Annotated in this window: 30 protein-coding genes; 14 read left to right on the top strand and 16 right to left on the bottom strand. The window is 72.8% G+C overall.

Translation table 11 applies throughout. From position 1 onward, the window contains the following. The first annotated feature begins 51 nt into the window (after nucleotides 1-51). The 4 genes from ACA514_RS12465 to ACA514_RS12450 all read left to right on the top strand — a co-directional run bounded on the left by ACA514_RS12465 (nucleotide 52) and on the right by ACA514_RS12450 (nucleotide 3641). Nucleotides 52-678 (top strand): hypothetical protein, encoded by a 627-nt coding sequence (locus ACA514_RS12465; RefSeq protein WP_375041229.1) that lies wholly within the window; start codon nucleotides 52-54, stop codon nucleotides 676-678. Between the two features lie 48 nt (nucleotides 679-726). Beyond that, complete coding sequence (locus ACA514_RS12460) at nucleotides 727-1473, top strand: hypothetical protein (protein WP_375041228.1); 747 nt, start codon at nucleotides 727-729, stop codon at nucleotides 1471-1473. Nucleotides 1474-1512: 39 nt separating this feature from the next. Beyond that, a complete protein-coding gene (locus ACA514_RS12455; RefSeq protein WP_375041227.1) occupies nucleotides 1513-1716 on the top strand; it encodes a leucine-rich repeat domain-containing protein in 204 nt (67 codons plus the stop codon). A gap of 374 nt (nucleotides 1717-2090) precedes the next feature. Then, the gene (locus tag ACA514_RS12450; protein ID WP_375041226.1) at nucleotides 2091-3641 is read left to right on the top strand and encodes a DHA2 family efflux MFS transporter permease subunit; all 1551 of its coding nucleotides are present in this window, start codon (nucleotides 2091-2093) and stop codon (nucleotides 3639-3641) included. 108 nt (nucleotides 3642-3749) lie between these two features. Here the strand turns inward: ACA514_RS12450 and ACA514_RS12445 are convergent, their stop codons facing one another. Beyond that, a complete protein-coding gene (locus ACA514_RS12445; protein WP_375041225.1) occupies nucleotides 3750-5285 on the bottom strand; it encodes an acyl-CoA synthetase in 1536 nt (511 codons plus the stop codon). Nucleotides 5286-5343: 58 nt separating this feature from the next. Next, nucleotides 5344-5571 (bottom strand): DUF397 domain-containing protein, encoded by a 228-nt coding sequence (locus ACA514_RS12440; RefSeq protein ID WP_344273933.1) that lies wholly within the window; start codon nucleotides 5569-5571, stop codon nucleotides 5344-5346. A 198-nt stretch (nucleotides 5572-5769) separates the two neighbouring features. Between ACA514_RS12440 and ACA514_RS12435 the strand changes: the two genes are divergently transcribed. Next, a complete protein-coding gene (locus ACA514_RS12435; RefSeq protein ID WP_375041224.1) occupies nucleotides 5770-6381 on the top strand; it encodes an ATP-binding protein in 612 nt (203 codons plus the stop codon). Here the strand turns inward: ACA514_RS12435 and ACA514_RS12430 are convergent. The 3 genes from ACA514_RS12430 to ACA514_RS12420 form a co-directional block, all read right to left on the bottom strand. After that, nucleotides 6362-7822 (bottom strand): trehalose-6-phosphate synthase, encoded by a 1461-nt coding sequence (locus tag ACA514_RS12430; protein ID WP_375041494.1) that lies wholly within the window; start codon nucleotides 7820-7822, stop codon nucleotides 6362-6364. The two genes, ACA514_RS12435 and ACA514_RS12430, sit on opposite strands and share 20 nt — an antisense overlap. Nucleotides 7823-8018: 196 nt before the next feature. Beyond that, nucleotides 8019-8867 carry a PCRF domain-containing protein gene (locus ACA514_RS12425; protein ID WP_375041223.1) on the bottom strand — a complete coding sequence of 283 codons (849 nt, stop codon included), beginning with the start codon at nucleotides 8865-8867 and terminating at the stop codon, nucleotides 8019-8021. Between the two features lie 68 nt (nucleotides 8868-8935). After that, entirely contained in the window at nucleotides 8936-9406 is a 471-nt protein-coding gene (locus ACA514_RS12420; protein ID WP_375041222.1) for a DoxX family protein, read from the bottom strand. Nucleotides 9407-9531: 125 nt separating this feature from the next. Here ACA514_RS12420 and ACA514_RS12415 point away from each other — a divergent pair, with 125 nt between their 5' ends. Then, nucleotides 9532-9993, top strand: a complete 462-nt coding sequence (locus tag ACA514_RS12415) for a MarR family winged helix-turn-helix transcriptional regulator (RefSeq protein WP_375041221.1) — start codon at nucleotides 9532-9534, stop codon at nucleotides 9991-9993. A gap of 68 nt (nucleotides 9994-10061) precedes the next feature. Continuing rightward, complete coding sequence (locus ACA514_RS12410) at nucleotides 10062-11156, top strand: FAD-binding protein (RefSeq protein WP_375041220.1); 1095 nt, start codon at nucleotides 10062-10064, stop codon at nucleotides 11154-11156. Nucleotides 11157-11270: 114 nt separating this feature from the next. Here ACA514_RS12410 and ACA514_RS12405 read toward each other — a convergent pair whose 3' ends face one another. The 5 genes from ACA514_RS12405 to ACA514_RS12385 are packed head-to-tail and all read right to left on the bottom strand — an operon-like array spanning nucleotide 11271 to nucleotide 14926. Next, on the bottom strand, nucleotides 11271-11855 hold the full coding sequence (locus tag ACA514_RS12405) for an HD domain-containing protein (protein WP_375041219.1): 585 nt from the start codon (nucleotides 11853-11855) through the stop codon (nucleotides 11271-11273). Nucleotides 11856-11857: 2 nt separating this feature from the next. Further along, on the bottom strand, nucleotides 11858-12376 hold the full coding sequence (locus ACA514_RS12400) for a YbaK/EbsC family protein (RefSeq protein ID WP_375041218.1): 519 nt from the start codon (nucleotides 12374-12376) through the stop codon (nucleotides 11858-11860). Between the two features lie 27 nt (nucleotides 12377-12403). Continuing rightward, on the bottom strand, nucleotides 12404-13048 hold the full coding sequence (locus tag ACA514_RS12395) for a response regulator (protein WP_375041217.1): 645 nt from the start codon (nucleotides 13046-13048) through the stop codon (nucleotides 12404-12406). Continuing rightward, a complete protein-coding gene (locus ACA514_RS12390) occupies nucleotides 13039-14235 on the bottom strand; it encodes a histidine kinase (RefSeq protein ID WP_375041216.1) in 1197 nt (398 codons plus the stop codon). Before ACA514_RS12390 ends, ACA514_RS12395 begins: the two co-directional genes overlap by 10 nt. Next, entirely contained in the window at nucleotides 14219-14926 is a 708-nt protein-coding gene (locus ACA514_RS12385) for a DedA family protein (protein ID WP_375041215.1), read from the bottom strand. Before ACA514_RS12385 ends, ACA514_RS12390 begins: the two co-directional genes overlap by 17 nt. Before the next feature lie 225 nt (nucleotides 14927-15151). Here ACA514_RS12385 and ACA514_RS12380 point away from each other — a divergent pair, with 225 nt between their 5' ends. From ACA514_RS12380 to ACA514_RS12370, 3 genes are all read left to right on the top strand, one after another. Then, nucleotides 15152-15967: an SAM-dependent methyltransferase gene (locus ACA514_RS12380; protein ID WP_375041214.1), complete on the top strand. Its 816-nt coding sequence runs from the start codon at nucleotides 15152-15154 to the stop codon at nucleotides 15965-15967. A 296-nt stretch (nucleotides 15968-16263) separates the two neighbouring features. Then, on the top strand, nucleotides 16264-16761 hold the full coding sequence (locus ACA514_RS12375; RefSeq protein ID WP_375041213.1) for a hypothetical protein: 498 nt from the start codon (nucleotides 16264-16266) through the stop codon (nucleotides 16759-16761). Between the two features lie 138 nt (nucleotides 16762-16899). Then, nucleotides 16900-17109, top strand: a complete 210-nt coding sequence (locus tag ACA514_RS12370; RefSeq protein ID WP_344273975.1) for a DUF5999 family protein — start codon at nucleotides 16900-16902, stop codon at nucleotides 17107-17109. A gap of 171 nt (nucleotides 17110-17280) precedes the next feature. Here the strand turns inward: ACA514_RS12370 and ACA514_RS12365 are convergent, their stop codons facing one another. Both ACA514_RS12365 and ACA514_RS12360 read right to left on the bottom strand, forming a co-directional pair. Beyond that, on the bottom strand, nucleotides 17281-19437 hold the full coding sequence (locus ACA514_RS12365) for a molybdopterin-dependent oxidoreductase (protein WP_375041212.1): 2157 nt from the start codon (nucleotides 19435-19437) through the stop codon (nucleotides 17281-17283). A gap of 19 nt (nucleotides 19438-19456) precedes the next feature. Beyond that, the gene (locus ACA514_RS12360) at nucleotides 19457-20110 is read right to left on the bottom strand and encodes a YdcF family protein (RefSeq protein WP_375041211.1); all 654 of its coding nucleotides are present in this window, start codon (nucleotides 20108-20110) and stop codon (nucleotides 19457-19459) included. Between the two features lie 124 nt (nucleotides 20111-20234). On the opposite strand from ACA514_RS12360, the gene ACA514_RS12355 reads away from it, so the two are divergent. Next, on the top strand, nucleotides 20235-20588 hold the full coding sequence (locus ACA514_RS12355; RefSeq protein WP_375041210.1) for a hypothetical protein: 354 nt from the start codon (nucleotides 20235-20237) through the stop codon (nucleotides 20586-20588). A gap of 111 nt (nucleotides 20589-20699) precedes the next feature. Here ACA514_RS12355 and ACA514_RS12350 read toward each other — a convergent pair whose 3' ends face one another. Then, entirely contained in the window at nucleotides 20700-20957 is a 258-nt protein-coding gene (locus tag ACA514_RS12350; protein WP_375041209.1) for a hypothetical protein, read from the bottom strand. A 104-nt stretch (nucleotides 20958-21061) separates the two neighbouring features. Here ACA514_RS12350 and ACA514_RS12345 point away from each other — a divergent pair, with 104 nt between their 5' ends. Then, nucleotides 21062-21622, top strand: a complete 561-nt coding sequence (locus ACA514_RS12345; RefSeq protein WP_375041208.1) for a TetR/AcrR family transcriptional regulator — start codon at nucleotides 21062-21064, stop codon at nucleotides 21620-21622. Here ACA514_RS12345 and ACA514_RS12340 read toward each other — a convergent pair. Both ACA514_RS12340 and ACA514_RS12335 read right to left on the bottom strand, forming a co-directional pair. Beyond that, complete coding sequence (locus ACA514_RS12340) at nucleotides 21619-22569, bottom strand: ribose-phosphate diphosphokinase (RefSeq protein WP_375041207.1); 951 nt, start codon at nucleotides 22567-22569, stop codon at nucleotides 21619-21621. The two genes, ACA514_RS12345 and ACA514_RS12340, sit on opposite strands and share 4 nt — an antisense overlap. A gap of 78 nt (nucleotides 22570-22647) precedes the next feature. After that, a complete protein-coding gene (locus ACA514_RS12335; RefSeq protein ID WP_375041206.1) occupies nucleotides 22648-23049 on the bottom strand; it encodes a nuclear transport factor 2 family protein in 402 nt (133 codons plus the stop codon). Between the two features lie 173 nt (nucleotides 23050-23222). Here ACA514_RS12335 and ACA514_RS12330 point away from each other — a divergent pair, with 173 nt between their 5' ends. Both ACA514_RS12330 and ACA514_RS12325 read left to right on the top strand, forming a co-directional pair. Continuing rightward, nucleotides 23223-24113 carry a helix-turn-helix domain-containing protein gene (locus tag ACA514_RS12330; protein ID WP_375041205.1) on the top strand — a complete coding sequence of 297 codons (891 nt, stop codon included), beginning with the start codon at nucleotides 23223-23225 and terminating at the stop codon, nucleotides 24111-24113. 83 nt (nucleotides 24114-24196) lie between these two features. Further along, nucleotides 24197-25033: a hypothetical protein gene (locus tag ACA514_RS12325; protein ID WP_375041204.1), complete on the top strand. Its 837-nt coding sequence runs from the start codon at nucleotides 24197-24199 to the stop codon at nucleotides 25031-25033. Here ACA514_RS12325 and ACA514_RS12320 read toward each other — a convergent pair. Next, entirely contained in the window at nucleotides 25030-25833 is an 804-nt protein-coding gene (locus ACA514_RS12320) for an SAM-dependent methyltransferase (RefSeq protein ID WP_375041203.1), read from the bottom strand. The two genes, ACA514_RS12325 and ACA514_RS12320, sit on opposite strands and share 4 nt — an antisense overlap.

Below are 25833 nucleotides of genomic sequence, written 5' to 3'. Positions count from 1 at the left end.
AGGTTCTAACAGCAGAGCGAATTTGGGGGCGTCCAGGTGAGCGGCAACCCGGTGCACAGGAGCATTCTGGCCGTCGACCTGGAGAACTCGACCGGGGCGCTCCGCACGAACCCGATCAAGGAGGAACTGCGGAGCCAGATCTACGGCCAGGTGAAGCGGGCCATGGCGGCCGCGGGCATCGAGGACCGGTGGTGCGACCCGTTCGAGGACCGCGGAGACGGCGTCCTCGCACTGTTCCACCCGGTCGACGAACTACCGAAGACCCATCTGCTGTCCCGCCTCGTTCCGGGCCTCAACCGGCAGCTGGCCGACTACAACGAGTCGATATCGGCGGCGGAGCGGCCGAGCAGGTGCATGCGCCTTCGAGCCGTCGTGCACGCAGGCGAGATCCACCGGGACGAGAACGGGCCGTTCGGTGAGGCGATCGACCTGGCCTGTCGATTACTGGACGCGCCGAGGCTGAAGAAATGCCTGCGGGCGAGCAGTTCACCGCTCGTTCTCGCGGTCTCCGAAGACATCTACTGGGGAATCGTCAAGCATGGATACGACGGGATATGCCCTGCGGCGTACCGCCCGGACCTGAGGGTGTCGGTCGCCTCGCGGCGCCGCCAGGGGTTCGTTCATGTGCCGCAAGAGATCTCGGGGACGCGCGAAGACCGGACAATGGCGGTCGCGTGAGACCTGGGTTCTCGCCATAATGGCTCTTCCGGCTGAAGCGGAGGTGCCATGTCGGTCGAGGTGGCGGCTTTGCGGGTGGGCGCGTCGGTGGCGCGGCTGGCCGTCGGGCGGTTCATCGCCGGACGTTCCACCAGGGACGCCGCCGGAAAGGACCTCACCGAGCTGATCAGGACGGGTTTCCCCGACGAGATCAGACGGCGGCGCGTCCAGCGGCAGTTCGAGGACATCGCCGACTCGGTGGCCGAACGGCTCCTGACGTTCGCCGCCAACGAGTTCGGCGGGCTCACCGACGGCGACCGCGACGCGGCGCTGTTCGCCGTCGTCCACACCCTCGACACCGCCGACCTCTCGGACGAGGCCTTCTTCGCGGCGGACGCCGACCCGGTGAAGCTCGCGCGGGGCCTGCGGTCGCGGCTATCGGCACGGCGGGCGGAGTTCGAGCTGGGCGAGGCGGGCGCGCACCTTTACGAGGTCGTGCTGGACGAGTGCTGCGACTGCCTGGCGCGCATCGTCATTCACCTACCGGAGTTCGGGCCGCGCGCGTCCGCCGAAACACTCGCGCGGCTCACCGGACTCGCCGACCAGGTCGGAGCCGCCCTGTCCCGGCTCCCCGCACGAACGCTCACGGCCCCGGAAGGCAAAGCCGACGACGACGAGTTCACCCGGCGCTACCTCGCGTCCATCAGCGAAAGCCTGGACACGCTGGAGCTCCTCGGTGTTCGCTTCGAGCGGTTCACGCGTCCGCAGACAACACTGAGCGTCGCCTACCTCTCTACCTGGATCGGAGCGGCGTAGGGAATCTGACCGCTGTCCGGCCTCCGCAAGCTGTCCACGTTGGACCTGAGCGGCTGCCGTGACATCACCAACCTCGCTCCGCTGGCGTCCCTGCCCCGGCTGCGGTCTCTCGATCTCATCGAAGCCGCCCCGGGGCTCGATCTCTCGCCGTTGGCGGGGAACCGGAAGCTGATCGTTCGCATTGCCGCGGGGCAGGAGGTGCGAGGGGCCGAGGCGTTGGGGCGGCGGTTGAAGGTTTCCTGAGGGCGTCGTCACGGGGCGTGGCAAGTGATGGGACGTTGTTGGAAATTTCGGGGTACGGGCGATGAGTTCTTCGTGGGGCGCCGGTCTGCCTGTGCGTACGGTTCGGGACGCTCTGTAGGGAGGGGGAGACCTCGATGTCGGATGCGTCACACTGTGTTGACCTCGACCGCGGTCGAGGTCGGAGCCTGGAGGCCGGGGAGCAGCGCAGACCCCGGTCAGAGTGTCGGACCCTCCTGGAATAGTCCCGAAGGCCGCGAAGTTAACTCGTTCGCGAAAGTGTCAGTCTCTGCAGTATTTTGCTGCGGTATCCCCGAGAACGTTCCCCCACGGTCCCGCGTGCCCGCATGCACGGGCCCCTGACGATTGGAAGAGAGTTGACCGCTCCCGCGTCCTCGCAGACGGCGGACGGCCCGCTGGCGGACCAGCCCCCCGGCGGGGGGCTGGACCGCGGCGTGCTCGCGGTGGCCATGTGCGTCGTCCTCGGCGCGATCATGTCCATCCTCGACGTGACCGTCGTCAACGTCGCGATCAATGACCTGACCAAGGAGTTCGACGCCCCGCTGGCCACCATCCAGTGGGTCGCGACCGGATACACCCTCGCGCTGGCCACGGTGATCCCGATCACCGGGTGGGCCGCGGCACGGTTCGGCACCAAGCGGCTCTACATGATCTCGATCGGGCTGTTCGTGATCGGCTCGATGCTGGCCGGGGTGGCCTGGTCGGCGAGCTCGCTGATCGTGTTCCGGGTGCTGCAGGGCCTCGGCGGCGGCATGATCATGCCGGCCGGCATGACGATCCTGACGCAGGCCGCCGGCCCGAAGCGGGTCGGCCAGGTGATGAGCGTCGTCGGCATCCCGATGCTGCTCGGCCCGATCCTCGGCCCCATCCTCGGCGGCTGGCTGGTCGACGACGTGTCGTGGCGGTGGATCTTCTTCATCAACCTGCCGATCGGCATCGTCGCGCTGTTCATGTCCGGGCGGATCCTGAAGCGGGACGAGCCGCGCCGGGGCGAGCGGCTGGACATCCCCGGCCTGCTCCTGCTGTCCCCCGGCCTGGCCGCGCTGATCTACGGCCTCGCCAAGGGCGCCGAGCTGAAGGACTTCACCAAGCCGGAGGGGCTGCTCCCGACCGTGGTCGGCGCGGTCCTGGTGATCGGGTTCGTGTTCCGGGCGCTGAACGCCAAGAGCCCGCTGATCGACCTGCGGCTGCTCAAGCGCCGCTCGGTGCTGGCCGCGTCCGGCACGATGGTGCTGTTCATGGCGGCGTTCATGGGCGCGATGCTGCTGCTCCCGCTGTACTACCAGACGGTGCGCGGGCAGGGCGCCCTGCACTCGGGCCTGCTGCTGGCCCCGCAGGGCCTCGGCGCGATGGTCACCATGCCGATCGGCGGCAAGCTGACCGACCGGATCGGTCCCGGCCGGGTGGTCCTCGTGGGCCTGGTCGTGGTGGTGCTGTCGGTGGCGGGCTTCGCCGCGATCCTGGGGGCCGACACGTCCTTCTGGGCGCTCGGCGCGGTGCTGTTCGTGATGGGCCTCGGCATGGGCATGACGATGATGCCGACCATGGCCGCCGCGATCCAGACCCTGGAGCACGACGAGGTGCCGCGGGCCAGCACGATGCTGAACATCATCCAGCAGGTGTCGACGTCGCTCGGCACCGCGCTGATCTCGGTGCTGCTGGCGAACACGCTGGCGTCCAACCTCAAGCCGTTCGGCGGGGGCGGCCAGGCGAAGCCCGGGCAGAAGGTCCCGGAGGCGATCATGCACAAGATCGCCGGGCCGATGGCGGACGCGTTCCAGCACACCTACTGGTACGCGGTGGCGCTGCTGGCGCTGGCCTTCCTCCCGGCGCTGCTGCTGCCGCGCAAGCGGCCGGACACCACCGCCGCCGCGGAGAAGGCCGAAGTGCCGATGGCGATGCACTAGGACGCCGCTGACGTCCTGCGAGCCCCGGTCCGGGAATCCTGTTCCCGGACCGGGGCTTTCGCCGTCCTCGGGGCTCTGAGCCCCGTTTATGGACGTTCCAACGCCGGATCAGGCGGACGCCGGGCTCTGGTCCTTCCAGTACTCGTCCCGGAGCAGGCGCTTGTAGAGCTTGCCCGTCGGGTGGCGCGGCAGTTCGGGCCGGAAGTCGACCGAGCGCGGGCACTTGTAGTGGGCGAGGTGCTCGCGGCAGTAGGCGATCAGCTCCGCCTCCAGCTCGGGGCCCGCGTCGTCCAGGGACGCCGGCTGGACGACGGCCTTGACCGCCTCCCCCATCTCGGCGTCCGGGACGCCGAACACCGCGACGTCCGCGACCTCCGGATGCACCGCGAGGACGTTCTCCGCCTCCTGCGGGTAGATGTTCACCCCGCCGCTGATGATCATGTAGGAGCGGCGGTCGGTGAGGTAGAGGAAGCCGTCCTCGTCGAGGTGGCCGATGTCGCCGAGCGTCGTCCACCCGTGCCCCCAGGGGTCGCGGGACGCGTCGGTCTTGGCCTGGTCGCCGTGGTACTCGAACGACGGGCCGCCGCCGAAGTACAGCGTGCCGGGTGTGCCCGGGGGCTGCTCGGCGCCGTCCTCGTCCAGGACGTGGACCTCCCCGAGGATGGGCCGGCCGACGGTGCCCTTGTGCGCCAGCCAGTCCTCGGAGTTGGTGTAGACGAAGCAGTTGCCCTCGGTGCCCGCGTAGTACTCGTGCAGGATCGGGCCCCACCAGTCGATCATCCGCTCCTTGACCGGCACGGGGCAGGGCGCGGCGGCGTGCACGGCGCACGCCAGGCTCGACAGGTCGTACTTGGCGCGGACCTCGTCCGGCAGCTTCAGCATCCGGATGAACATGGTCGGCACCCACTGGCTGTGCGTGACGCCGTACTTCTCGATGGCGGCGAGGGCCTGCTCGGCGTCGAACTTCTCCATGACCACCACGGTGGCGCCGCACCGCTGGAAGATCATCGAGTAGCGCAGCGGCGCGGCGTGGTAGAGCGGCGCCGGGGACAGGTACACCGAGTCGCCGCCGGCCCCGAAAAGCCCGGTGATCAGCATGTAGAGCGGGCCGGCGGTGCCCATGGGCGCCTGCGTCAGCGGCGGTTTGACGCCCTTGGGGCGCCCGGTCGTGCCCGAGGAGTAGAGCATGTCCTGCCCCTCGCACTCGTGCTCGATCGGCTCGGCGGGGTGCGCGGCGACGCGTTCCTCGTAGGAGTCGTAGCCCGGTGCCGTGCCGCCGAGCATGAGGCGCAGCGGCACGTCCGGCGGGTCCTGCGCGGCGGCCGTCATCGACGCGCTGGTGATGAAGACCTTGGCCTCGCAGTTGCCCACGATGTAGGCGAGCTCCTCCGCCTGGAGCCGGGAGCTGATGGCCGTGTAGTAGAGCCCGGACCGCTGGGCGGCCCATGCCACGGCCAGGTAGAGCGGATGGTTCTCCAGCATGAAGGCGATGTGGTCGCCCGGCCGCAGCCCCTCCGCGTGGAGCAGCCGCGCGAGCCGGTTGGACGCCTCGTTCAGTTCCCGGAAGGTGACGACCCGGCCGGAGCCCGCCATGATCACGGCGGGCTTGTCGGGCGTCTGTGCCGCTACGTGCCCCAGGTGCATGGCCGCACGTTACCGGGCCGGACGGGCCGAATGGAATCCCGTTCGGTTCATTGGACGGTCAGACCAGCATGTGGTCGAAGTCGCCGTCCTTGGCCCCGCCCACGAACGCCTCCACCTCCTCGCGCGTGTAGACGAGCACGGCCCCCTCCGGGTCCCTGGAGTTGCGCACCGCGATCTCCCCGGTCGGGAGTTCGGCCATCTCGACGCAGTTCCCGCTGGGGTTGCTGCGCCGGCTCTTCTGCCAGACCAGCCCGTCGCGCCAGTCCGGCATCTGGTGGCCGTTCATCGTTTGTGCCCCCTCAGGCGTCTCGGCCTCCCCCTGCGGGAAGGCCGCGATCTCGCCCCACCCCACACCATGGTACGAGATGCACGTGCATTCGTTCTTGCATTCGTTCATGCAGACGGTCTTGCATCTGCACGACTTGGGGAGCAAGATAGCGAACGCTCGCCGGTACCGACTCAGCACGCCTTCGAGGTTCGAGAAATGACCGTTGACCAGGCAGACGACGTCGCGGCCCACGCCGCCATGAGCGGCCGCGGACCGCGGCACGCCGTGCACGCGCCCTGGCCGGACGCCCCGCAGGCGGCCGCGCGCCCGAACGCTCCAGCGAACGCCCCGGAGCCCGCGCCCGGACTCGCCGGGCTGTGGCCCGCCGCGCACGCCGGCACTCCCCGCACCGCCCGCAAGGTGCTGCCCGCGGAGATCACCGCGCCGCGCACCGCGCGCGAGTTCACCCAGGCCACACTGCGCGAGTGGGGCCTGACCGAGGACGCCGAGGACGTCGTCGTCGCCGTCTCGGAACTGGTGACGAACGCGCTGCGGCACGGCCTGGAGGGGCTCCCCCAGCCGCTGCCGCTGTGCCCGATCCAGGTCGTCCTGGTGGGTCACCCGCGGCGGCTCGTCGTCACGGTGACCGACCCGGGGGCGCGCGCGCCCGAGCCGCTGCCGAACGACCCGGACCGCTTCGTCGAGGGCGGCCGCGGGCTGCTCGTGGTGAGCGGGGTCAGCGACGCGTGGGGCTGGGCCCGGCTGTCCACCGGCGGGAAGGCCGTCTGGGCCTCCTTCGACCTGCGGGTCAGCCCTCCAGCACGCTGACCGGCGACGGGACCGACCGGACGGGGCGCTCCAGCTCGCTGAGGAAGTCCTGCGCCCAGCGGTCCACGTCGTGCTCGATGACGCGGCGGCGCATCGAGCGCATCCGCCGGGCCTGCTCGGCGGGCTCGGCGGCCAGGGCGGCCAGCAGCGTGCCCTTCAGGCCGTCGATGTCGTAGGGGTTGACCTGGAAGGCGCCGCGCTTCAGCTCGGCGGCGGCACCGGCGAACTCGCTGAGCACGAGCGATCCGCGCAGGTCCCGGCGGCAGGCCACGTACTCCTTGGCCACCAGGTTCATCCCGTCGCGCAGCGGGGTGACCACCATCACGTCCGCGGCCAGGTAGAGCGCGGTCAGCTCGGAACGGTCATACGAGCTGTGCAGATAGTGGATGACCGGAAACCCGATCTCGCCGTATTCGCCGTTGATCCGGCCGACCTGCTGCTCGATCTCCTCGCGCAGCAGCTGGTACTGCTCGACGCGCTCCCGGCTCGGCGTCGCGATCTGCACGAACACCGCCTGGCCCGGCTTGAGGTGGCCGTCGCCGAACAGCTCGCCGAACGCCTGCAGCCGCTGGGTGATGCCCTTGGTGTAGTCGAGCCGGTCGACGCCCAGCAGGACCGTCGCGTCGCCGAGGTCGGTGCGGATCTCCTGCGCGCGCTCGACCACGTCGGGGCGCCCGACCAGGTCGTTCAGCTCGCCGACGTCCACCGAGATCGGGAAGGCGCGGGCCCGCACGACCCGGTCGTCCCAGAAGACGTCCTGCTTGGAGTAGCGGGTGTCCAGCAGCCGCCGGCACAGCCGGACGAAGTTGGCCGCCGCGCCGGGCAGCTGGAAGCCGACGAGGTCGGCGCCGAGCAGGCCCTCCAGGATCTGCCGCCGCCAGGGCAGCTGCCAGAACAGCTCGACCGGCGGGAACGGGATGTGCAGGAAGAAGCCGATGCGCAGGTCCGGGCGGAGCGCGCGCAGCATCGCCGGGACGAGCTGGAGCTGGTAGTCCTGCACCCAGACGATCGCGCCGTCGGACGCGACCTTCGCCGCCGCCTCCGCGAACCGCCGGTTCACCCGCACATAGGCGTCCCACATGGCGCGGTCGTAGATGGGCGGGGCGACGACGTCGTGGTAGAGCGGCCACAGCGTGGCGTTGGAGAAGCCCTCGTAATAGAGCGCGACCTCCTCGGCGGACTGCGCGATGGGATACAGCGACATGCCGTCCTCGTCGAACGGCTGCAACTCCTCGTCGGGCGCACCCGTCCAGCCGATCCAGGTGCCGTTCCTGCGCCGCATCACCGGGGCGATCGCGCTGACGAGCCCGCCCGGGCTGCGCCGCCAGGCCGGAACTCCGTCCGCGCCGACGCTCCGGTCGACCGGAAGCCGATTGGCCACCACAACGAACTCACTACCGCGCGACACCAGCGACCCGCCTCTCGAGGAACTCTCCGTCATCACCATGCCCAGAAACGGTCATCGGGAACATTGTGTCAGTTCGACGTAAAGACCCGATGACAGAAAACCGGGATGTCAGGGAGGCGGGGCGCCCACGGCCCGGTTTTGGACCGGACCATATCCCTTTCCAGGCTGGTGACCGTTGTTTACCTGAATGTCACCTTCCCTGTCCAGGGCACGAGAAAAGTCGCGTAGATCACACTGCTGCGGCCGGGCCCGTCGCGGCCCGCAGGCGCAGATGCCCGCCCGGCGGCTGCGGAACCGCCTGGTAGCGGCCTTCAGGGGCGCTCTTCATCGCCGCGAGTTGAGCCCATACGACGCGCAGGGCGTTCGCCTGGGCGCGCGCGGGGACCGGATCGCGTCCGTAAGCGCCGATGCCGGTCGGTTCGTGGAGCACCCGCAGCGTGGTCTGGGCGCCCGGATCGCGCGTGCAGTACAGGTCGATGCGGACGTCCCGGGGATCAACGAGGGCGGGGCCCGCGTCGGGCAGGACGGTGACGTGCGCGGCGGCGAGGCCGTCCGCAGTGCGCACCGTCCGAGGTCCGGCGCCGTTCTTCAGCACGGACCAGGGACCGGGCCCCTCCTCCCCCGCCCCGATGCCCAGCATCGCCCAGTGCGGCGGCGGGTCGTTGTAGAGATGCTCGACGCGCCAGCCCCTGACGCGCGCGTCCTCGCGGTAGGCGTCCACGACGACCTGGACGGGGCGGTGGTCGCCCGCCTCCGCGTCGATCAGCACGATGACGTCGTACGGGTCGAAGGGATCACGGGCGTCGACCGCGGCGGCCAGGTCCGCCCGCAGAAGCGCCGCCTCCCGCTCGATCCGGCCGGCCTCGGCGCGCCAGGCGGGGTCGGCGGTCAGCCCCTGGACGTCTCGCAGGTCGTCCAGGAGAGTCCTGAGGCGCACCGCGTCCTCGTTGAGCGGCCGCAGTGCCTCCGTGCAACGGCGCAACCTGCGCGCGCGCCGGAAGTCCCTGTGGACGCGGGGGTCGGCCTGCTGCGCCTCCAGCGCGGCGTATTCGGCCATCACCGCCTTCCACGCGTCCATGGCGCCATCCTGGCAACGCGGCGGCCCCCGCGCTCGTGAATTCCTGCGCGGGGGCCGGTACGGGCGGGTCAGACGTGGACGGGCCGACGGTCGGCGGCGCCGGTCTCGCTGCGCCGGGTCAGGCGCCGCCACAGGACCGCGTCCAGGGAGAACCGGCCTCCGCCGGCGAGGGCGAACAGCAGCGCGGCGGCGCCGAGCATCAGGACGTACTCGTAGCCGCCCTTCTCCGAGAACAGGCCGTGGTCCTTGTGCACGAACCAGAACGCGCCGGCCATGTCCACGGCGATCAGCACGCCGGCGACGGGGAGCAGGACGCCGGCGACCAGCGCGGCGCCGCCGGCCAGTTCGACCCAGGTGCCGAAGTAGGCCGACGCGCCGGGCATCGGGATGCCGAGGCCGTCGAACTGCGCGGCGACCGCCGCGTGGCCGGTGTCGTGCAGCTTCTGCCAGCCGTGCGCGATGAGGATCGCGCCGAGGGCCAGCCGGCCGATCAGCAGTCCGGCGTCGGGCAGCAGGGGATGGCGTCGGGCGGGGAGCATTGCCGGTCCTCCGGTGTCTCGCGTCGATGGTTAAAAGTTGAACCATCCCGACCGTAGCAGACATCGTTCAAATTCAGACCATCTAGAAACTTCAGTTGACGTCCAGGTCAACTAGAATCACCCGTATGACGGACGCGGGGGACGCCCTCGAACCGGCCGAGCTGCGCGCCTGGACGGCCTTCCTGGCCGCCGGGCACCTGCTCGACCACGAGATCGAGCGGCAACTCAAACGGGACGGCGGGCTGTCGCACGCGGAGTTCGAGGTGCTGGTGCGGCTGCGCCTGGCCGGCGGCGGCCGGCTGCGCATGTCCGACCTCGCGCGCGAGGTGATGATCTCCAAGAGCCGGCTCACCTACCAGGTCACCCGGCTGGAGCAGGCGGGGCTGGTCAAGCGGACCGGCTGCGAGTCCGACCGGCGCTCGGTGTGGGCGGAGCTCACCGAGGACGGCGCCGCCACCCTGGACCGGGTCCGCCCCGGGCACCGCAGGGTCGTCCGGGAGGCGCTCATCGACGTCCTCACCCCCGCGGAGATCGAACTCCTCGGGGACGCCCTGACCCGCGTCGGCGACCGCCTGCGCGCCCGCTGAGCGGCGGCCGGACGCCCGGAGGCCGACCGGGGTTCCCTGGCCGCGGCCGTGCTGGGACGCTCGGTTCCATGCGGGACTTCGGCGGGATCGTGGCGGGCGCACCGGCGCGGTCGGTGCGGCCGCGCAGCGCGGACGAGGTCGCCGACGCGCTGCGGGAGGCGCGGGCGCGGCGGCTGGACGCGGTCCCCCGCGGGTGCGGGCACTCGACGTTCGGCCAGTCGCTGACCAGCGGGATCTGCCTCGACATGCGGGGCCTCGCCGGGGTGGAGGACGTCGCCTCCGGGCACGCGGTCGCCGGCGCCGGGACGACCTGGCGCGAGGTACTGGCCGCGACGCTGCCGCACGGCCTCGCCCCGCCCGTGCTGACCGACTTCCTCGACGTGACCGTCGGCGGGACGATCTCGGCGGGCGGCGTCGGCGGCACCTCCCACCTGCACGGGACGCAGGCCGACCACGTCCTCGCCCTCGACGTCGTGAAGGACGGGCAGGCCGTCCCGTGCTCGCCGCGCGTCCGGCCGGAACTGTTCGACGCGGTCCGGGGCGGGCTCGGCCGGCACGGCGTGATCACGAGCGCGACGCTGCGCCTCGTCCCGGCGCCGGAACGGGTCCTGACCTGCACCGTCCCATGCCGCGACGCGGCCGACCTACTGCGGCTGCAGGGCGAGCTCGCGGCCGACGACATCTCGGGGCAGGCCAAGCCGTCGCCGGACGGATGGCGGTACGAGATCAAGGCCACCCTGTACGGGGACGGCCCGGTCCCGCCGGGCACCGCCGAGACCGAAGAGCTGCCCTTCCTCGCGTTCGCCGACCGCATGCGCCCCGACGTCGAGGAGCTCGTCGCGCTCGGCGAGTGGGCGCGGCCGCACCCGTGGGCCATGGTGTTCCTGCCGCGCGAACGCGCCGCCGACGTCATCGAGACCACGCTCAAGGGCATGACGCCCCACGACCTCGGCCTCAGCGGGATCGTCCTGGTCAAGGCGCTGCGCGTCGGGCACGTGCCGATGCTCGCCGCACCGCCGGAACCGGTGCTGTTCAGCGTCCTGAAGACCGCCTCCCCCGGATCCGCGCCCGTCCCGGAGATGCTCGCCGCCAACCGCGCCCTGCTCGACCGGGCCCGCGCGGCGGGAGGCACCGCCTACCGGGTCGGCGCGATCCCGGATTGATTTCGGCCCGCGCGATGAGTTCCGGACGGCCCGCGGGTCTACCCGCGATGTCGGATCACCCACGACGCGGCGCGGCGGGCCGCGGGGGCCCCGCCGCACAGCCGCGCCGAACGGTCACGCGACCACCGGATAGGACGACTGGAACGCCAGGCGGCGGTCCGCGCCGGCGGCGAGGCGGTCGCAGACGTCGTCGAGCTCCATGAAGACCTCCCAGTGCTCGGCCCCGGACGCGGCGGCCAGCACCTCCACCACGCGCTGCTCCAGGCCGGGGACGCGCTTGGCCTTCCAGACCTTGTCGGCGAGGCTGACGAGCAGGTCGTCGACGCCGGCGTCCGGGGCGTCCCAGGACGCGTGGGTGCGGGCGAAGCGGGCCAGCCGCTCGTCCACGCCGCGTTCGCGGAGCAGGGCGTGGCCCGCCGGTTCGTGCCGCGAGCCGGGCCCGGACAGCTCGTCCGGATGCACGGCCTTGCCGATGTCGTGGGTCGCCGCGCCGAACAGGACGGCTCCGGCGTCCACGGCGACGGACGGGTGCCGGGCCGCGACCCAGGCGAGGAGTTCGGCGGCGACCTCGTGGACGGCGCGCAGGTGCGCGGCCAGGCGGGGCGGCGCGTCCAGGTCCTCCAGCAGCCGGGCGGCGCGGTCCGGCAGCGGGGGCGGCCCGGGGTCGGTGAGGGCGCGGCGCAGCGCGTCGGACGGCACGGCTACCGCCCCAGGGCGATGACCTCGGCGCCGGGCAGGCCCGCCAGCGCCTTGCCGGGGAGCAGGATCTTGGACTTGCGCAGGCCGCTGCCGATGACGACGCGGGGCGCGGCGGCGACCGCCTCGTCCACCAGGATCGGCCAGCCGGCGGGCAGGCCGACCGGGGTGATGCCGCCGTACTCCATCCCGGTGAGCGAGGTCGCCTGGTCCATCGGCGCGAACGAGACCTTCCGGGCGCCGAGGTGCTTGCGGACGACGCCGTTCACGTCGGCGCGGCCGGTCGCGAGGACCATGCAGGCCGCGTAGGCGACCTCGCCGCCGCGCTTGGCGGCGACGACGACGCAGTTGGCGCTGACCTCCAGCGGCACGTCGTAGCGCTCGCAGAACGCCGCCGTGTCGGCCAGGTCCGGGTCGATGGGCGCGGTCTCGGCGTCCGCGACGCCGCCGATCGCGGCCGCCACCGGGTCCGCCAGCAGGTCCGGCCGCCCGGCGGCCGGTTCCCAGTCGAGCTTGCCGACCATGGTCGTCTCCTCCCGTGTCACCGGCTCTCAGGAGCCGAGGTAGCGCAGCACCGCCAGCACGCGGCGGCTGTACCCGGCCGCGTGCGACAGGTCCAGCTTGTCGAAGATCGCGTTGACGTGCTTCTCCACCGCGCTCTGCGAGACGTGCAGGTGCGCGGCGATCGAGGCGTTGGTGTGGCCCTGGGCCATGTGGTCGAGGACGTCGCGTTCGCGCGGGGTCAGCCGGGACAGCGGGTCGGCGTGCGTGCTGTGCGCCAGCAGCCGCCGCACCACCTCGGGGTCGAACGCGGCCCCGCCGGCACCGACCCGGTCGAGGGCTTCGAGGAACTCCTCGACCTGCGCCACCCGGTCCTTCAGCAGGTAGCCGACGCCGGTGGTGTCCGCGGTGATCAGCTCGGTGGCGTAGCGCTTCTCGACGTACTGCGACAGGACGAGCACGCCGACACCCGGCCAGCGGCGGCGGATCTCCAGCGCGGCGCGCAGGCCCTCGTCGGTGTGCGTCGGCGGCATCCGGACGTCCACCACCACCACGTCCGGCGGGCTGCCGGCGACCGCCGCGATCAGCGCGTCGCCGTCGCCGACCGCCGCCGCGACCTCGTGGCCCTCCTCGGCGAGCAGCCGCACCAGGCCCTCGCGCAGCAGCGTGGAGTCCTCGGCCAGCATCACCCGCACGGCAGCTCCGCGGTGATCACCGTCGGGCCGCCGGACGGGCTGTGCACGGCGAACGTCCCGTCCAGCGCGGCGACCCGGCGGGCGAGCCCGGCCAGCCCGCCGCCGGACGGATCGGCCCCGCCGGCCCCGTCGTCCTCGATGCGCACGCCGATCATTGTCGCGGATCCGGCGACCTCGACGCGCACCCGTCCGGCGCCGGAGTGCTTGGCGGCGTTCGTGACGGCCTCGCACACCACGAAGTACGCGGCGGTCTCGACCGCGTGCGGCGGACGGCCCGGCACGTCGTAGCGGATCTCCACCGGGACGGCCGACCGCTCGGCGACCGACTCCAGCGCCGCCCGCAGCCCCTCCCCGTCGAGCGCCGCCGGGTAGACGCGCCAGGTGACCTCGCGCAGGTCCTCCAGGGCGCGCTGCGACTCCTCGTGCGCCTGTTTCAGCAGGTCGGCGGCCCGCGCGTGGTCGCCGGCGCGGCGGGCCCGGCCGATCAGCATGCCGAGCGCGACGAGCCGCTGCTGGACGCCGTCGTGCAGGTCGCGCTCGATGCGGCGGCGCTCGTCGTCCACCGCGTCCACGACCTCCGCGCGGGTCACCGACAGCTGGGCGATCCGGCGCTCGTACTCGGCGAGCGGGCTCGGGCCCAGGCAGCGCCGCGCGACCGCCCGCTCCAGCGCCGCCACCCCGACCAGCCCCTGGACGGCCACGAACAGCAGCACGAGCCCCACGACGGCGGTGTAGAGGACGATCCACCAGGTCGGCGGGATGCCGTCCAGGTAGTCGCCGGTGATCCACCAGCTCACCGCCAGCTCGGCGCCCGTCGCGGCGCCGTAGCCGATCAGCACGAGGATGATCCCGCCGAGCAGCCCGACCGGCGCCCGCAGCACCAGGTAGGCCAGCGCCCGCAGCGGCCCGTACCCGGCGTCGCCGGACCCGCCGAGGAGGGCCAGCCGGCGGCGCTCCAGTTCGGTGAGGCGGCGCGCGCCGTCCGCGACGACCCCCGGCACCGCCCGCTGCCCGCGCGAGAACGCCAGCGCGTACGCCATGAGCAGCGCCGCCGCCGCGAGCAGCACCACCTCCACGGCGGCGGTGGCCGCGCCGAGCACCAGCCCGGCGGCGGCCCGCGCCGCGGCCTCCGCCATCGCGCGGGGGCCCCGGCGCCGGGCGCGCGGCTGCTCAGAAGATGCGGTCACGTTCGAATTCCCTGGTCTGCGGGCCCCGGTGCCGGCCACCGCGGGCCTTCACGATACGCACCGCCAGGAAGACCAGGACCGCGACGGCGACCAGCGCGACCACCGCCTTGGAGTAGACGCCGACGTAGTCCTGGACGGCCGTCCAGTTGTCGCCGAGCCAGTACCCGGCCAGCACGAACGCCGTGTTCCACAGCAGGCTGCCGAGCGTCGTGTAGAGCAGGAACGCCGTGAGCCGCATCCGTTCGAGCCCGGCCGGGACGGAGATCAGGCTGCGGAAGATCGGGATCATCCGGCCGAAGAACACCGCCTTGCCGCCGTGCCGGGCGAACCACGCCTCCGTGCGGTCCAGGTCGGCGAGCTTCACCAGCGGCAGGCGGGCGGCCAGCGCGCGGATCCGGTCCCGGCCGATCAGCGCGCCGACGCCGTAGAGGGCGAGCGCGCCGGCCACCGACCCGGCGGTCGTCCACCCGAGCGCGGCGAGCAGGCTCATCCGGCCCTGCGCGGCGGTGAACCCGGCCAGCGGGAGGATCACCTCGCTCGGCAGCGGCGGGAACAGGTTCTCCAGCGCGATCGCCACCCCGGCGCCGGGCGCGCCGAGCTGCTCCATCAGGTGCGTCGCCCACCCGGTCACGCCGCCGGACGGCTCGTTCCCGGCCGCCGCGGACGCCATCGCGTACGTCGTCTCGATCATGCTCTCGACGCTAGGAACCGGGCGCTCCCGCCACCATGGAGCGCACCGCCGACCCGTCCGGCCGCGCGCCGCAGCCCCCACCCTGCGGAAAACCGCACCCCGTGCCGAAAGGGTCTTGCAAAGCCACTAAAACCCCGCCGGGGACGGCGGATCGGCCTACTCTTGGGCAATCTCGTCCCCGCCCCGCAGGTCTCGCAGCGGGGGGCAACAGAAGGAGCCGCACCCGTGGCCGACGAACTCCCGGAGAGCGCGCCTCCCGGCATCGACACCTCCGCGCCGACGTTCGCACGGGTGTACGACTACTTCCTCGGCGGCAAGGACAACTTCGCCGCCGACCGCGAGGTCGCCGACATGGTGATGCAGCTCGTCCCCGAGGCGCCGGTGGTGGCGCAGGGCAACCGCGTCGCGATCGAGCGCGCGGTGACGTACCTGGCGCGCGACCTCGGCATCGACCAGTTCATCGACATCGGCTCCGGGCTGCCCACCTCGTCGAACGTGCACCAGTTCGCCCGGACGGCCAACCCGGACGCGCGCGTGGTGTATGTGGACAACGACCCGATCGTGCTGGCGCACGGCCGGGCGCTGCTCACCGAGCAGGGCGTGGCCACCTTCATCCAGGGCGACCTGTACGAGCCGGAGAAGATCTTCAGCGATCCGGCGCTGACCGGGCTGATCGACCTCGGCCGCCCGGTGGGGCTGATCCTCGCGGCGATCATCCACCACGTCCCGGAGGAGCGGGACCCCGCCGCCGTGGTCCGGGCGCTGCACCCGTTCCTGCCGGCGGGCAGCCACGTCATGCTGACCCACCTGCACGACTCGGGCGACGACCCGCGGGTCGAGGAGGCCAAGCGGATCCTGCAGTCGGGGCTCGGCGGGTCCTACTTCCGGCACTCCACGCAGATCGCCGGGTTCATGGACGGGCTGACGATCCTCGAGCCGGGCGTGGCGCCCGTGACGGAGTGGCGTCCGAACGGGCCGAAGGGCCCGCTGGAGCATCCGCTGCACACCCAGATCGTGGCGGTGATGGGGCGCAAGGACTGACCGCGGCGGGCGGCGGGCGGCTCGGTGCCGGCCGGGGCAGGATTCAGCGGAGAGTGAAACGCCAGGCGGGGCCCGCCGGGGCTCCGCGACGCTCGTACGCCCCGATTCCCGCAGGCCGCCCGGGTTCTGGACGCCCGGCGGACCGGGTTTCGGTCCCCACGTCGGCCGCGATCATGGCGAAGATTCTTTTCTGATCGACTTTTCCGTTAAGAGCCTTTCTTGTACCGTTCGCAGGGTTTTGTGAAGTGAATTCATGATCGGACTTTCCCGCCACAAGATCATGTAAGGACGCCGCGATGCCCCTGGCGACTGGCCTGGCAGCGGCCGCGCTCCTCGGCCTGCTGACCCTGCTGGCCTCCGCGCGGCGCGCCGGGCGCCGACACCGCCCGCGCGACGAGCACCCCGAGTCGCTGACGGCCGTGCTCGCCCCCGGAGAGGAGGAGTACCTGGCCTGGCTGGCCGACCACCACTGGCCGGGCGACGAGTACCTCGACCTGGAGCACGAGTGGCGGAACGAGCTGGGGCTGCCCGCCCCGGCGGAGCACTACGAGGCGCCGCTGTGCCCGCGGTGCGACCAGCGCTGCGAGGACGTCTGGCCGTGCCCCAACTGCGGGCGCCTGCTGCACTCCTCGTGCGGGCACGGGATGCGGCGCCGGTGGGTCGACCGGCCGTACCGCGCGTACGGCATGAACTCCGAGGCCGTCATCGCCGAGTGGGTCTGCACCGGCTGCCTGTCGGTCGTCGGCCTGGACGTCGACCACGGCGACGAACCGGACGAAGGTCTTCTGCGCTGAACGCCCCGCTCTGCCCCAACTTGTCCGGCCGCACACGCGGCGAAGGGTAAAGAATCCCCCATTGACTTGCATATTTCGGACGAACGGCGGCAGGCTTCCACTATGTCCTTAATCACAGGGACGCCCGTGGAGGAACCCGTGACCGATCAACGCGCACCGTCCTGCCCGCACCAGCCGCCGTGCCCGCTGCCCGACGCGCTGGACCGCGAGGCCGCCCGCACCGTGGCCGCCCACCCGGAGCAGGGCTGGAGCCTGCTCTGCAACGGCATCGTCGTCTTCGAGGACACCGGCGAACTGCTGCCCGACGGGCGCGTGGTCGCCCCGCACCGTCCCACGACCGCCGCCTAGAGGCGCCACGGCCCGCGGGTCCCCGCGTTCCTCCCCGCATCCCCGCCCGCGGGGCCGCCGCCTCTTCCACCGACCGCCCGGGCCCCGTCCGCTCGGGCCCCGTCCGCTCGGGCCCCGTCCGCTCGGGCCTCGTCCGCTCGGGCCTCGTCCGCTCGAGACGCGAGGGGGCGCTCAGGCCGGTTCGATCCGGATCGGGACGCCGTTGAGCCACGCCATCCCGGCCAGCCGTTCCAGGTCCGCCGGATCGGGCGAGGCGAGCAGGTTGACGTTCGCGCCGCCCGCCGCGTTGGCCGTCCGCCAGCCGCCCCGGTGCCCCCAGCCGTGCGGCACCGCGACGGTCCCCTCCGTCATCTCGTCCGTGACCGCCGCCGCCAGCTCGACGGACCCGTGCGGCGAGGTGATCCGGCATTGCGCGCCGTCCTCGATCCCGTGCGCCGCCGCGTCCCGCGGGCTGATCCGCGCCGCGTGGACGCGGTTCCCGCGCATGAGCGCGGCCGAGTTGTGCATCCAGGAGTTGTGCGAGCGCATCTCGCGCAGGCCGATCAGCCGGAGCGGGAAGCCGTCCGGCGGCTCCGGCTCCGCGGCCAGCCGCCGCACCTCCGCGACGATCTCGGGCGGGGCGAGATGCACGCGCCTGTCCTTGTGCAGGATGCGGCGGCGCAGCGTCCCCGTCCGGTGATGGTCGGCGAGGACGATGCCGTGCGGCGCCTTGCGCAGCCGCTTCAGGCTCAGGCCGCCGCGGCCGGTGAGGATCCGGCGCAGCCCGTACCAGTCCCCCGCCGGGCCGGTGCGCAGCAGGCCGTCCACCAGCGACCGCGGCGACGGCCGGACGCCCAGCCGGTGCGCGAGCCGCTGCGGGCCGAACGCGCCGACGCCCAGCCCCATCCGGCGGGCCAGCGCCTCGATGATCTCCCACTCCTGGCGGGCCTCGCCGCGCGGCGGGACGACCGGCTCCGTCCAGGTCACGTAGGGCGTGAGGTGGTTCTGCAGGAACGGCAGCGGGAAGTCCTCGCGCTCCAGGAAGGTCGTCGCGGGCAGCACGTAGTCGGCCTTGCGGCCGGTGTCGGTGACGTAGAGGTCGATGGTGACGAGCAGGTCCAGCTCGTCCAGGGCCTTCTCGAGCACCGCGCTGCCCGGGACGCTCAGCGCCGGGTTGCCTCCGGAGACCAGCAGCGCCCGCAGCCGTCCCGGGCCCGGCGTGGTGATCTCCTCGGCCATGACGCCGGCGGGGAACGTGCCGAGGACGTCCGGATATCCGCCGACCCGCGAGCGGGTCCTGCCGTAGCTGGCGAGGCCGGACAGCCGCAGCACCTCGTCCAGCCGGAACGGCGCGGCCCCGAAGACGGCCCCGCCAGGGCGGTCGAGGTTGCCGGTCACCTGCGTCACGGCGTCGATGAGGAAGGCGGTCAGCGTGCCGTGCCGGCCGAGGCAGGTGCCCGTCCGGCCGTACACGACGGCCCGCTCCGCGCGCGCGAGGTCGCGGGCCAGCTCCCGGACGGTCCGTGCCGGGACGCCGCTGTGCGCCTCGGTGTCCTCGGGCGCGAACCCTTCGGCGAGCGTCCGCAGCTCCTCGGCGCCGGACGCCTGGCGCGCGCACGCGGCCCGGTCCTCCAGCCCCTCCTCGAAGATCACGTTGAGCATCGACAGCAGCAGCCGGGCGTCCCCGTCCGGGCGCACGGGCAGGTGCTCGTAGGCGCGGGCGGTCTCGGTGCGGCGCGGGTCGGCGACCACGACCCGCCCGCCGCGCGCGACGATCGCCGACAGGTCCTCGCGGATGCGCGGCGCGGTGATGAGGCTGCCGTGCGAGACCAGCGGGTTCGCCCCCAGCATCAGCAGCAGGTCGGTGCGCTTGAGGTCGGGGATCGGGACCAGCACCGGCGCGCCGTACAGCAGCGCGCTCGCCGCGAACCGGTTGTTGACGTCCTGCGATCCCGCCGAGTACAGGTGCGGCGACTTCAGCGCCGCCATGAAGCCGTTCAGCCACAGCGGATGGCTGTAGGAGAACGTCGCCGGGTTGCCGAAGTACCAGCCGATCGACGACCCGCCGTGCTCGCGGCGCAGGACGTTCAGCCTCTCGGCGATGTCGCCGAGCGCCTCGTCCCAGCCCACCCGCTCGAACTCGCCGTCGGGGCGGCGCCGCAGCGGGTGCAGGACCCGGTCCGGGTCGTTCTGGACCTCGGTCATCGCGATGCCCTTGGGGCAGGCGAACCCCTTGGACAGCGGATGCTCCCGGTCGGGACGGATCTGGACGACCCGCCCGTCCTCGACGGTGGCCTCGAGCCCGCAGAGCGGCTCGCAGATCCGGCAGTAAGTGGTCACTGACGTCATGCGTCCGATTGTGCCACCCTCAGCGGATCACGTGCCGGTCGAACCCGAGCGCGACCAGTTCCTCGTACGCTGCCCACACCGCCGCCGGGACGGGCATCGGCACCTGGAACCCGCGCTCGGCGTAGACCTCCATCCGCTGCAGGTCCCCCACCATCAACTCGATGAACCGGCGCTCGTCGTCGCCGTCCCCGTACGCCTCGTATCCGATGTCGGGACAGGCGGCCGTCCAGCCCACTTCGGGCCACTGCTTGCGCGCCGTGGCGAGCGCCCGCCGCGTCATGTACGGCTTGGCGACCAAAATCGCGCTCCGCAGATCGAGGCGTCCGTCAAGCAGGCGTCTGGTCGCGGTGATGTTCTCCCCCGTGTTCGCGGCGGTCTCCTCCAGCAGCAGAGCCCCCTCCGGGACCCCGTGCTCGCGCGCCACACGCGCGAAGACCTGGGCCTCCGTCTCCGCCCACGCCGAAGTGATCTTGCCGCGCCCGCCCGAGACGACCACCACCGGAGCCCAACCGGCGTTCCAAAGCCTCGCCGCGTGCGCCGCCACCCGCGTGTCGTGGCACCCCAGCGCGAGGATCGCGTCAGCCTTGGAGAGGGGGCCGGTGAGCACCAGGTGGTCCCAGACGACGCGGGCCAGCGCGCGCGCCCGCGGGTCGACCGCTCCGTGAGACTCCACCGCGTCATTGTCTCCGGCGGCCCGCATGTCGGCTCCCATCCGATAAGTCACCCAGGTAGCGTTCAACTGTTTTGCTCCTTACGCAAGAATCATGTGGAACTCGACCGCGAAAGGACGGGGTGGTGTGGTGATCACGGTCCTGGTCCTGGTGGCGATGGCCGCCCTGTTCGGCCTGTGCCTGCCCAACCTGCTCCGCCCCGTGGCGTCCGCGGACGAGCCATCGGCCGCCGGCCCGGCCGAACCGCCGCCGGCCGCGCCGGAACCCGCCGCGTCCGAACCCGCCGCGCTCGTCGTTCCGGCGCTCGCCGCGGGGCCCGGCGACGTCCATCCCGAGTCCATGACGGCCGAGCTCGACCCGGGCGACGAGGAGTACCTGGCCTTCCTCGCCAACGAGCTCTGGCCCGAGGACGAATACCTCGAGCCGGAGCACACGACCGACGGCGAGGAGGAGTCGGGCGGCAGCGACATGCTCCTCTGAACGCCCACCCCGTTGAAGTAGTGGCGCCCCGCCGTGACGCGGCCGACGATGCCGGCGATGTCGGGGACCGGCACACCCTCCTCCTCCAACGCCGCCCGATGGCCTCGACGGCTAGTCGCAGGTGGTGGGGGTGGGGCGGCGGCGGACAGTGGTGGTGGCGGTGGTCAGGCGGAGCAGGGCCGGGACCAGGAGGTACACCACGGCCGGGACGACGATCGCGGTCAGCGCGAGGGTGCGGAGCGGCGCGGGCAGGGACGCGGTCGCCGGGGCGATCGCCGGCTGCACGACGGTGATCGCCGCGTAGACGGCGAACCAGGTGATCAGGGCCCGCCGGTGGACGGACGGCGCGGGCGCCGGGGCATGCGTCATGGACGCCTCCAAACGAAACGGAACGGAACGTAACGCAGTCAGTATCGGCAGCCCGGCACGGCACTGTCAATACGTTACGTAACGTTTCGCGATAGCCTGGCCGCATGCCACAGACACCCAGCCGCGCCGAGCGCTCGCGGACGGCCATCCTGAGCGCGGCGTTCGAGCTGTACAAGGAGCAGCCGTACGGCCGGCTCACGATCGAGGGCATCGCGGCCCGCGCGGGCGTCGGGAAGCCGACGATCTACCGGCGCTGGAACTCCAAGGGCGCCGTCGTCCTCGAGGCGCTGATGGAGCACGTCCCGCCCACCGCGTTCCCCGATACCGGCGACCTGGTCCGCGACCTGCGGACGTGGCTGCACGGCATCGCCGGCCTGCTGGCCGACCCGGACCGCGGGCCGCTGTTCGCCGGGCTCGTCGGCGCGGCGCAGCTCGATCCCGAACTGGCGGAGGCGTGGCGGGAACGGCTGTACCGGCCGATCCGCGCGGCGGGCGCCGACCGGCTGCGGGCCGCGCGGGGTGGCGGAGGGCTGCCGCCCGTCGACACCGACGTCCTGCTCGACCTGCTGACCGGCCCGATCTGGTTCCGGCTGCTCGTCGCGGGCGAGACGCCGACCCGCGAGTACGCCGACGCCGTCCTCGACGCCGTGCTGCGCACCCCCTAGGAGTGCGGGTTCTCGAAGAGGGCGCTGACCGACTCGCCGTTGTGGATGCGGCGGACCGCCTCGGCGAGCGCCGGCGCGATCGACAGGACCTTCAGCTTCTCGCTGCGCTCGCCGTCCGGGACCGGGACGGTGTTCGTGCAGACGATCTCCAGCACGTCCGGCTCGGCGGACAGCCGCTTGAGCGCGCCGGCCGCGAACAGCCCGTGCGTGCAGGCGATCCGGATCGTGCGGGCGCCCAGCTCGCGGAGCCGGTCCAGCAGCTCCAGCACGGTGCTGCCCTTGGCGATCTCGTCGTCCAGCACGATCACGTCCCGGCCGGCGATCTCGCCGATGACCGCGCTGATCTTCACCCGGTCGTCGGAGAAGCGCTGCTTGGCGCCGGCCGCCACCTGCACGCCGAGCAGCCGGGCGAAGGCCGCCGCCTCCTTGGCGTTGCCGAGGTCGGGCGAGACGACGGTGGCGCGCGACAGGTCGTACCCCCGGAAGTGCTCGGCCAGCTCGCGCAGCGCGTTCAGGTGGTCGACCGGCACGGAGAAGAAGCCGTGCACCTGCGGGGAGTGCAGCGTCATGGCGAGCACGCGGCTCGCGCCGGACGCCACGAGCAGGTCGGCCACGAGCCGGCCGCCGATCGAGATGCGCGGCGCGTCCTTCTTGTCGGAGCGGGCGTAGGAGTAGTGCGGCATCACCACGGTGATGCGGCTGGCGGACGCGCCGCGCGCCGCGTCGCACATCAGCAGCAGCTCGACCAGGTGCTCCTGGACGGGCGCGACGAGCGGCTGGATCAGGTACACGTCCCGCTCGCGGCAGTTGGCCTGCAGCTGGACCTCGAGGCAGTCGTTGGCGAACCGGGAGACCCGGGCCGGGCTCAGCGGCACTCCCAGGTGGGCGCAGACCTCGGCCGCCAGCCCGGGGTGGGCGCTCCCGCTGAACACGGCGATCTCTCGCACGAACGGCTCCTCACGTGGTCGGCTCCGGCGGCAGCCTCGCACATGCTGTTCAGGTCGCCCGCGCCGCCCCCCGGCCGGTCAGGGCGTCAGCGGCTCGCGGCGCGGGCGGATCGTGCGGTGGCAGATCAGCCACCGGTCGCCGTCGCGCACCAGCGTGTCCTCGTAGGTGGCGCTGTCGCAGCCGCGGTCCGGCAGCACGGCGACGGCCTTGGAGACGGCGTGCGCGCGGTCCCCGTCGCCGCCGGTGACGACGACGTTGGTGACGTGGTGGGCGAGCGGGTTGCGGTCGCCGAGGTCCAGGGCGGCCTGTCTCAGCGCGGCGAGGCCCCCGATCAGGCCGCCGCCGAGCGCGGTCACGTCGTAGACGACGTCCTCGGTGAACAGCTCCGTCATGCGGTCGAGGTCGCCGGCGTCGGCGTAGTGGCCGTGCAGCGAGATCACGTCGGTGATCGCGAGCCGGTCCTCGATGGTGAGCGGCATCGGAGTCCTTCCGGAAGGTAAACGGGGAGTTCCCCGTTTTGGCTCGAGCGTACCGGAGTCCGTCGTGATCCCACCACCGCCGGACGCTCGCATACCGAAGGGCAGGACGCGCCGGGCCCGACTCGGCTAGCGTGCATTCGCAGGCCCGATGGTCGTCCGCGCGGAGGCAGGGCATGAACACAGTCGCCGCCGAGCACGCCGAAGGCGGCTTCCACGAGGAGTGGGAGACCGGGCCCACCGTGGCCAGGATGGTCCTCGGCGCCCAGCTCCGGCGCCTGCGCGAGGCGAACGGGCACGGTCTGGAGGACGCCGGGACCGCGCTCGGGCGGCCCCGGGAGTGGATCGCCCGGCTCGAACTCGGCCGCGCGGAACTGCGGCTGCGCGACGTCGCCGACCTGTGCGCCGCCTACGGGGTCACCGACCGGGCCGCGGTCTCCACGCTGCTGGGCCTGGCCCGGCAGGCGAACTCGCCCCCCTGGTGGTCGGAGTTCCAGGACGTGGTCCCGCCCTGGTACGAGCCGTACCTGGAACTGGAGCAGTCGGCCAGCGTCATCCGCGCGTACGAGGCCCAGGTCGTCCCGGACCTGCTGCAGACCGAGGCGTACACGTGCGCGCTCCTCGAGGAATGCCGGCCGGTCTGGGAGACGAAGCGGCTCGCCGAGCTGCGCGCGCTCCGGCGGCGCATCCTGCACAGGGCGGCGCCCGTGCGGTTCTGGGCGGTGATCGAGGAGGCCGCCCTGCGGCGCGGGTTCGGCGGGCGGGCCGTCGCCTCCGCCCAGTTCGACCACCTGCTGGACGTCTGCGACATGCCCAACGTGACCCTCCAGGTGCTGCCGCTGGCGTCCGCGGGCGCGCCGCCCGTGGCCGGCGGTTCCTTCGCGCTGCTGCGGCCGCCGCAGGCCGAGCTGCCCGACGTCGTGTACGTGGAGCGGCTGAACGGTGCGGTGTACCCGGCCGGGCCCGGCGCCGTGTCCTACTGGCACACCATGAACCGGCTCGTGCTGACCGCGGCGCCCGCCGCGGCGACGCCGTCGATCCTGTGGCGGATCCTGCGCGGGCTGTGACCCCGATACGGCCCACGTCCGGGCCGTCCGGCTGGCAGCATGAGACGGACGGGTCAGCTCCACGCCGGCAAGGGCGACCAGACATGATCGACGACGCTTCGCGGCCCACCGGGCCGGAGGACTTCATCACCGCGCTCAACGCGCTCTACGACTCCTGCAACAGGCCGCCCTACCGCAAGCTCGCCGAGATCTCCGAGCATCTCGGCGACCTGTACGGCCGGCGCGACCTGCCGTCGCTGTCCACGACCGGGATCTTCGACGTGCTCGCCGGGCGGCGCAAGCGGGTGCCGTCCTCGGCGTGGGTGGCCAGCTTCGTGCTCTGCTGCCAGCGCCGCGCGTGGGAGACGGGCGTGCGCGCCGACGACCCCGGCATCGCGTCGCTGCCGCCGTGGCAGGCCCGGCTGCGCGCCGCGCGGGCCGCGTCCCGCCCGGTCCCGCCCGCGGCCTCGCCCGGTCCCCGGACGCTCGCGCCGCCGGAGACCGAACCGGTCCGTCCGGTGCGGCTGACGGAGTCGCAGAAGGCCACCGTCGCCGGGTACGGGCCGCACGGCCGCGCGCTGCTCGGCCGCGCGGCGGCCGGGGACGCCGACGCCCTCTACCGGGTCGCGGTGCTGCTCGGCACGGACCCGGCCCGCGGCGGCGAGAGCGCCCCGCTGCTGATCGAGGCCGCGGCGGCCGGCCACCCGGGCGCGCTGGACCTGCTGGACGCCTCGCCGGACGGCCTGGACGCCGGGCACGCGGCCCGCCACGCCCACCGCCTCGGAGACCGCGCGGGCCGGGGCGGCACCGCCGCGGACAGGAAGGTCGCGCTCGTCTACTACAAGGCCGCCGTCCAGGGCGGGCGGCTCGAAGCGGCCTTCGCGATCACCGAGATCCTGCAGCACGCGGACGAGCCGCCCTCCGGCCGCCGCCGCGGCTAGGGTTTGCGGCCCACGCCGCCGTAGGCGTCGACGGGTTCGGGGTCGGTGCCGACGCTGACCTCGGGCCGCCACTCGTTCACCGGCACCACGCCGGGCGCCAGCAGTTCCAGGCCGTCGAAGAAGCGCCGGATCCCCTCGGGGGCGCGCAGCACGAGACCGGCGTTGCCGGAGGCGTTCCAGACGTCGACGATCCGGTCGGACGCCGCGCCGTGGACGACGTTCGTCCCGTCGTACATCGCGAAGTGGCTGCCGGCCGGCACCGCGTCCAGCAGCCGCCGGACGATCGAGTACGCCTCCTCGTCGTCGGTGACGAACTCCAGGATCCCCATCAGGGTGAACGCGACCGGCTCGTCGAAGTCGAGGGTCTCGGCGGCCTTGGCCAGGATGCGGTCCGGGTCGCGCAGGTCGGCGTCGATGTAGGCGGTCGCGCCCTCCGGGGTGCTGGTCAGCAGCGCCTGCGCGTGCGCGAGCACCAGCGGGTCGTTGTCCACGTAGACGATCTTCGCCTCGGGGGCCGCGCGCTGCGCGACCTCGTGGGTGTTGTCGACCGTCGGCAGGCCCGTCCCGATGTCGACGAACTGGCGGACGCCCGCCTCGGCGGCCAGGTGCCAGACGACCCGGTTGAGGAACAGCCGGGACGCGCGGGCGAGCCGCGCCACGTCCGGGAGCATCGTGAGGATCTGGTCGCCGACCTCGCGGTCGACGGGGTAGTTGTCCTTGCCGCCCAGCCAGTAGTTCCAGATGCGCGCCACGTGCGAGACGCTCGTGTCGATCTCGGGCGCGGATCCGTGTTCGCTCAT

It is taken from the genome of Actinomadura sp. NTSP31 (genome assembly GCF_041951385.1).
Classification (GTDB): domain Bacteria; phylum Actinomycetota; class Actinomycetes; order Streptosporangiales; family Streptosporangiaceae; genus Spirillospora; species Spirillospora napierensis.
This window is presented reverse-complemented; position numbering and strand designations above follow the sequence as displayed.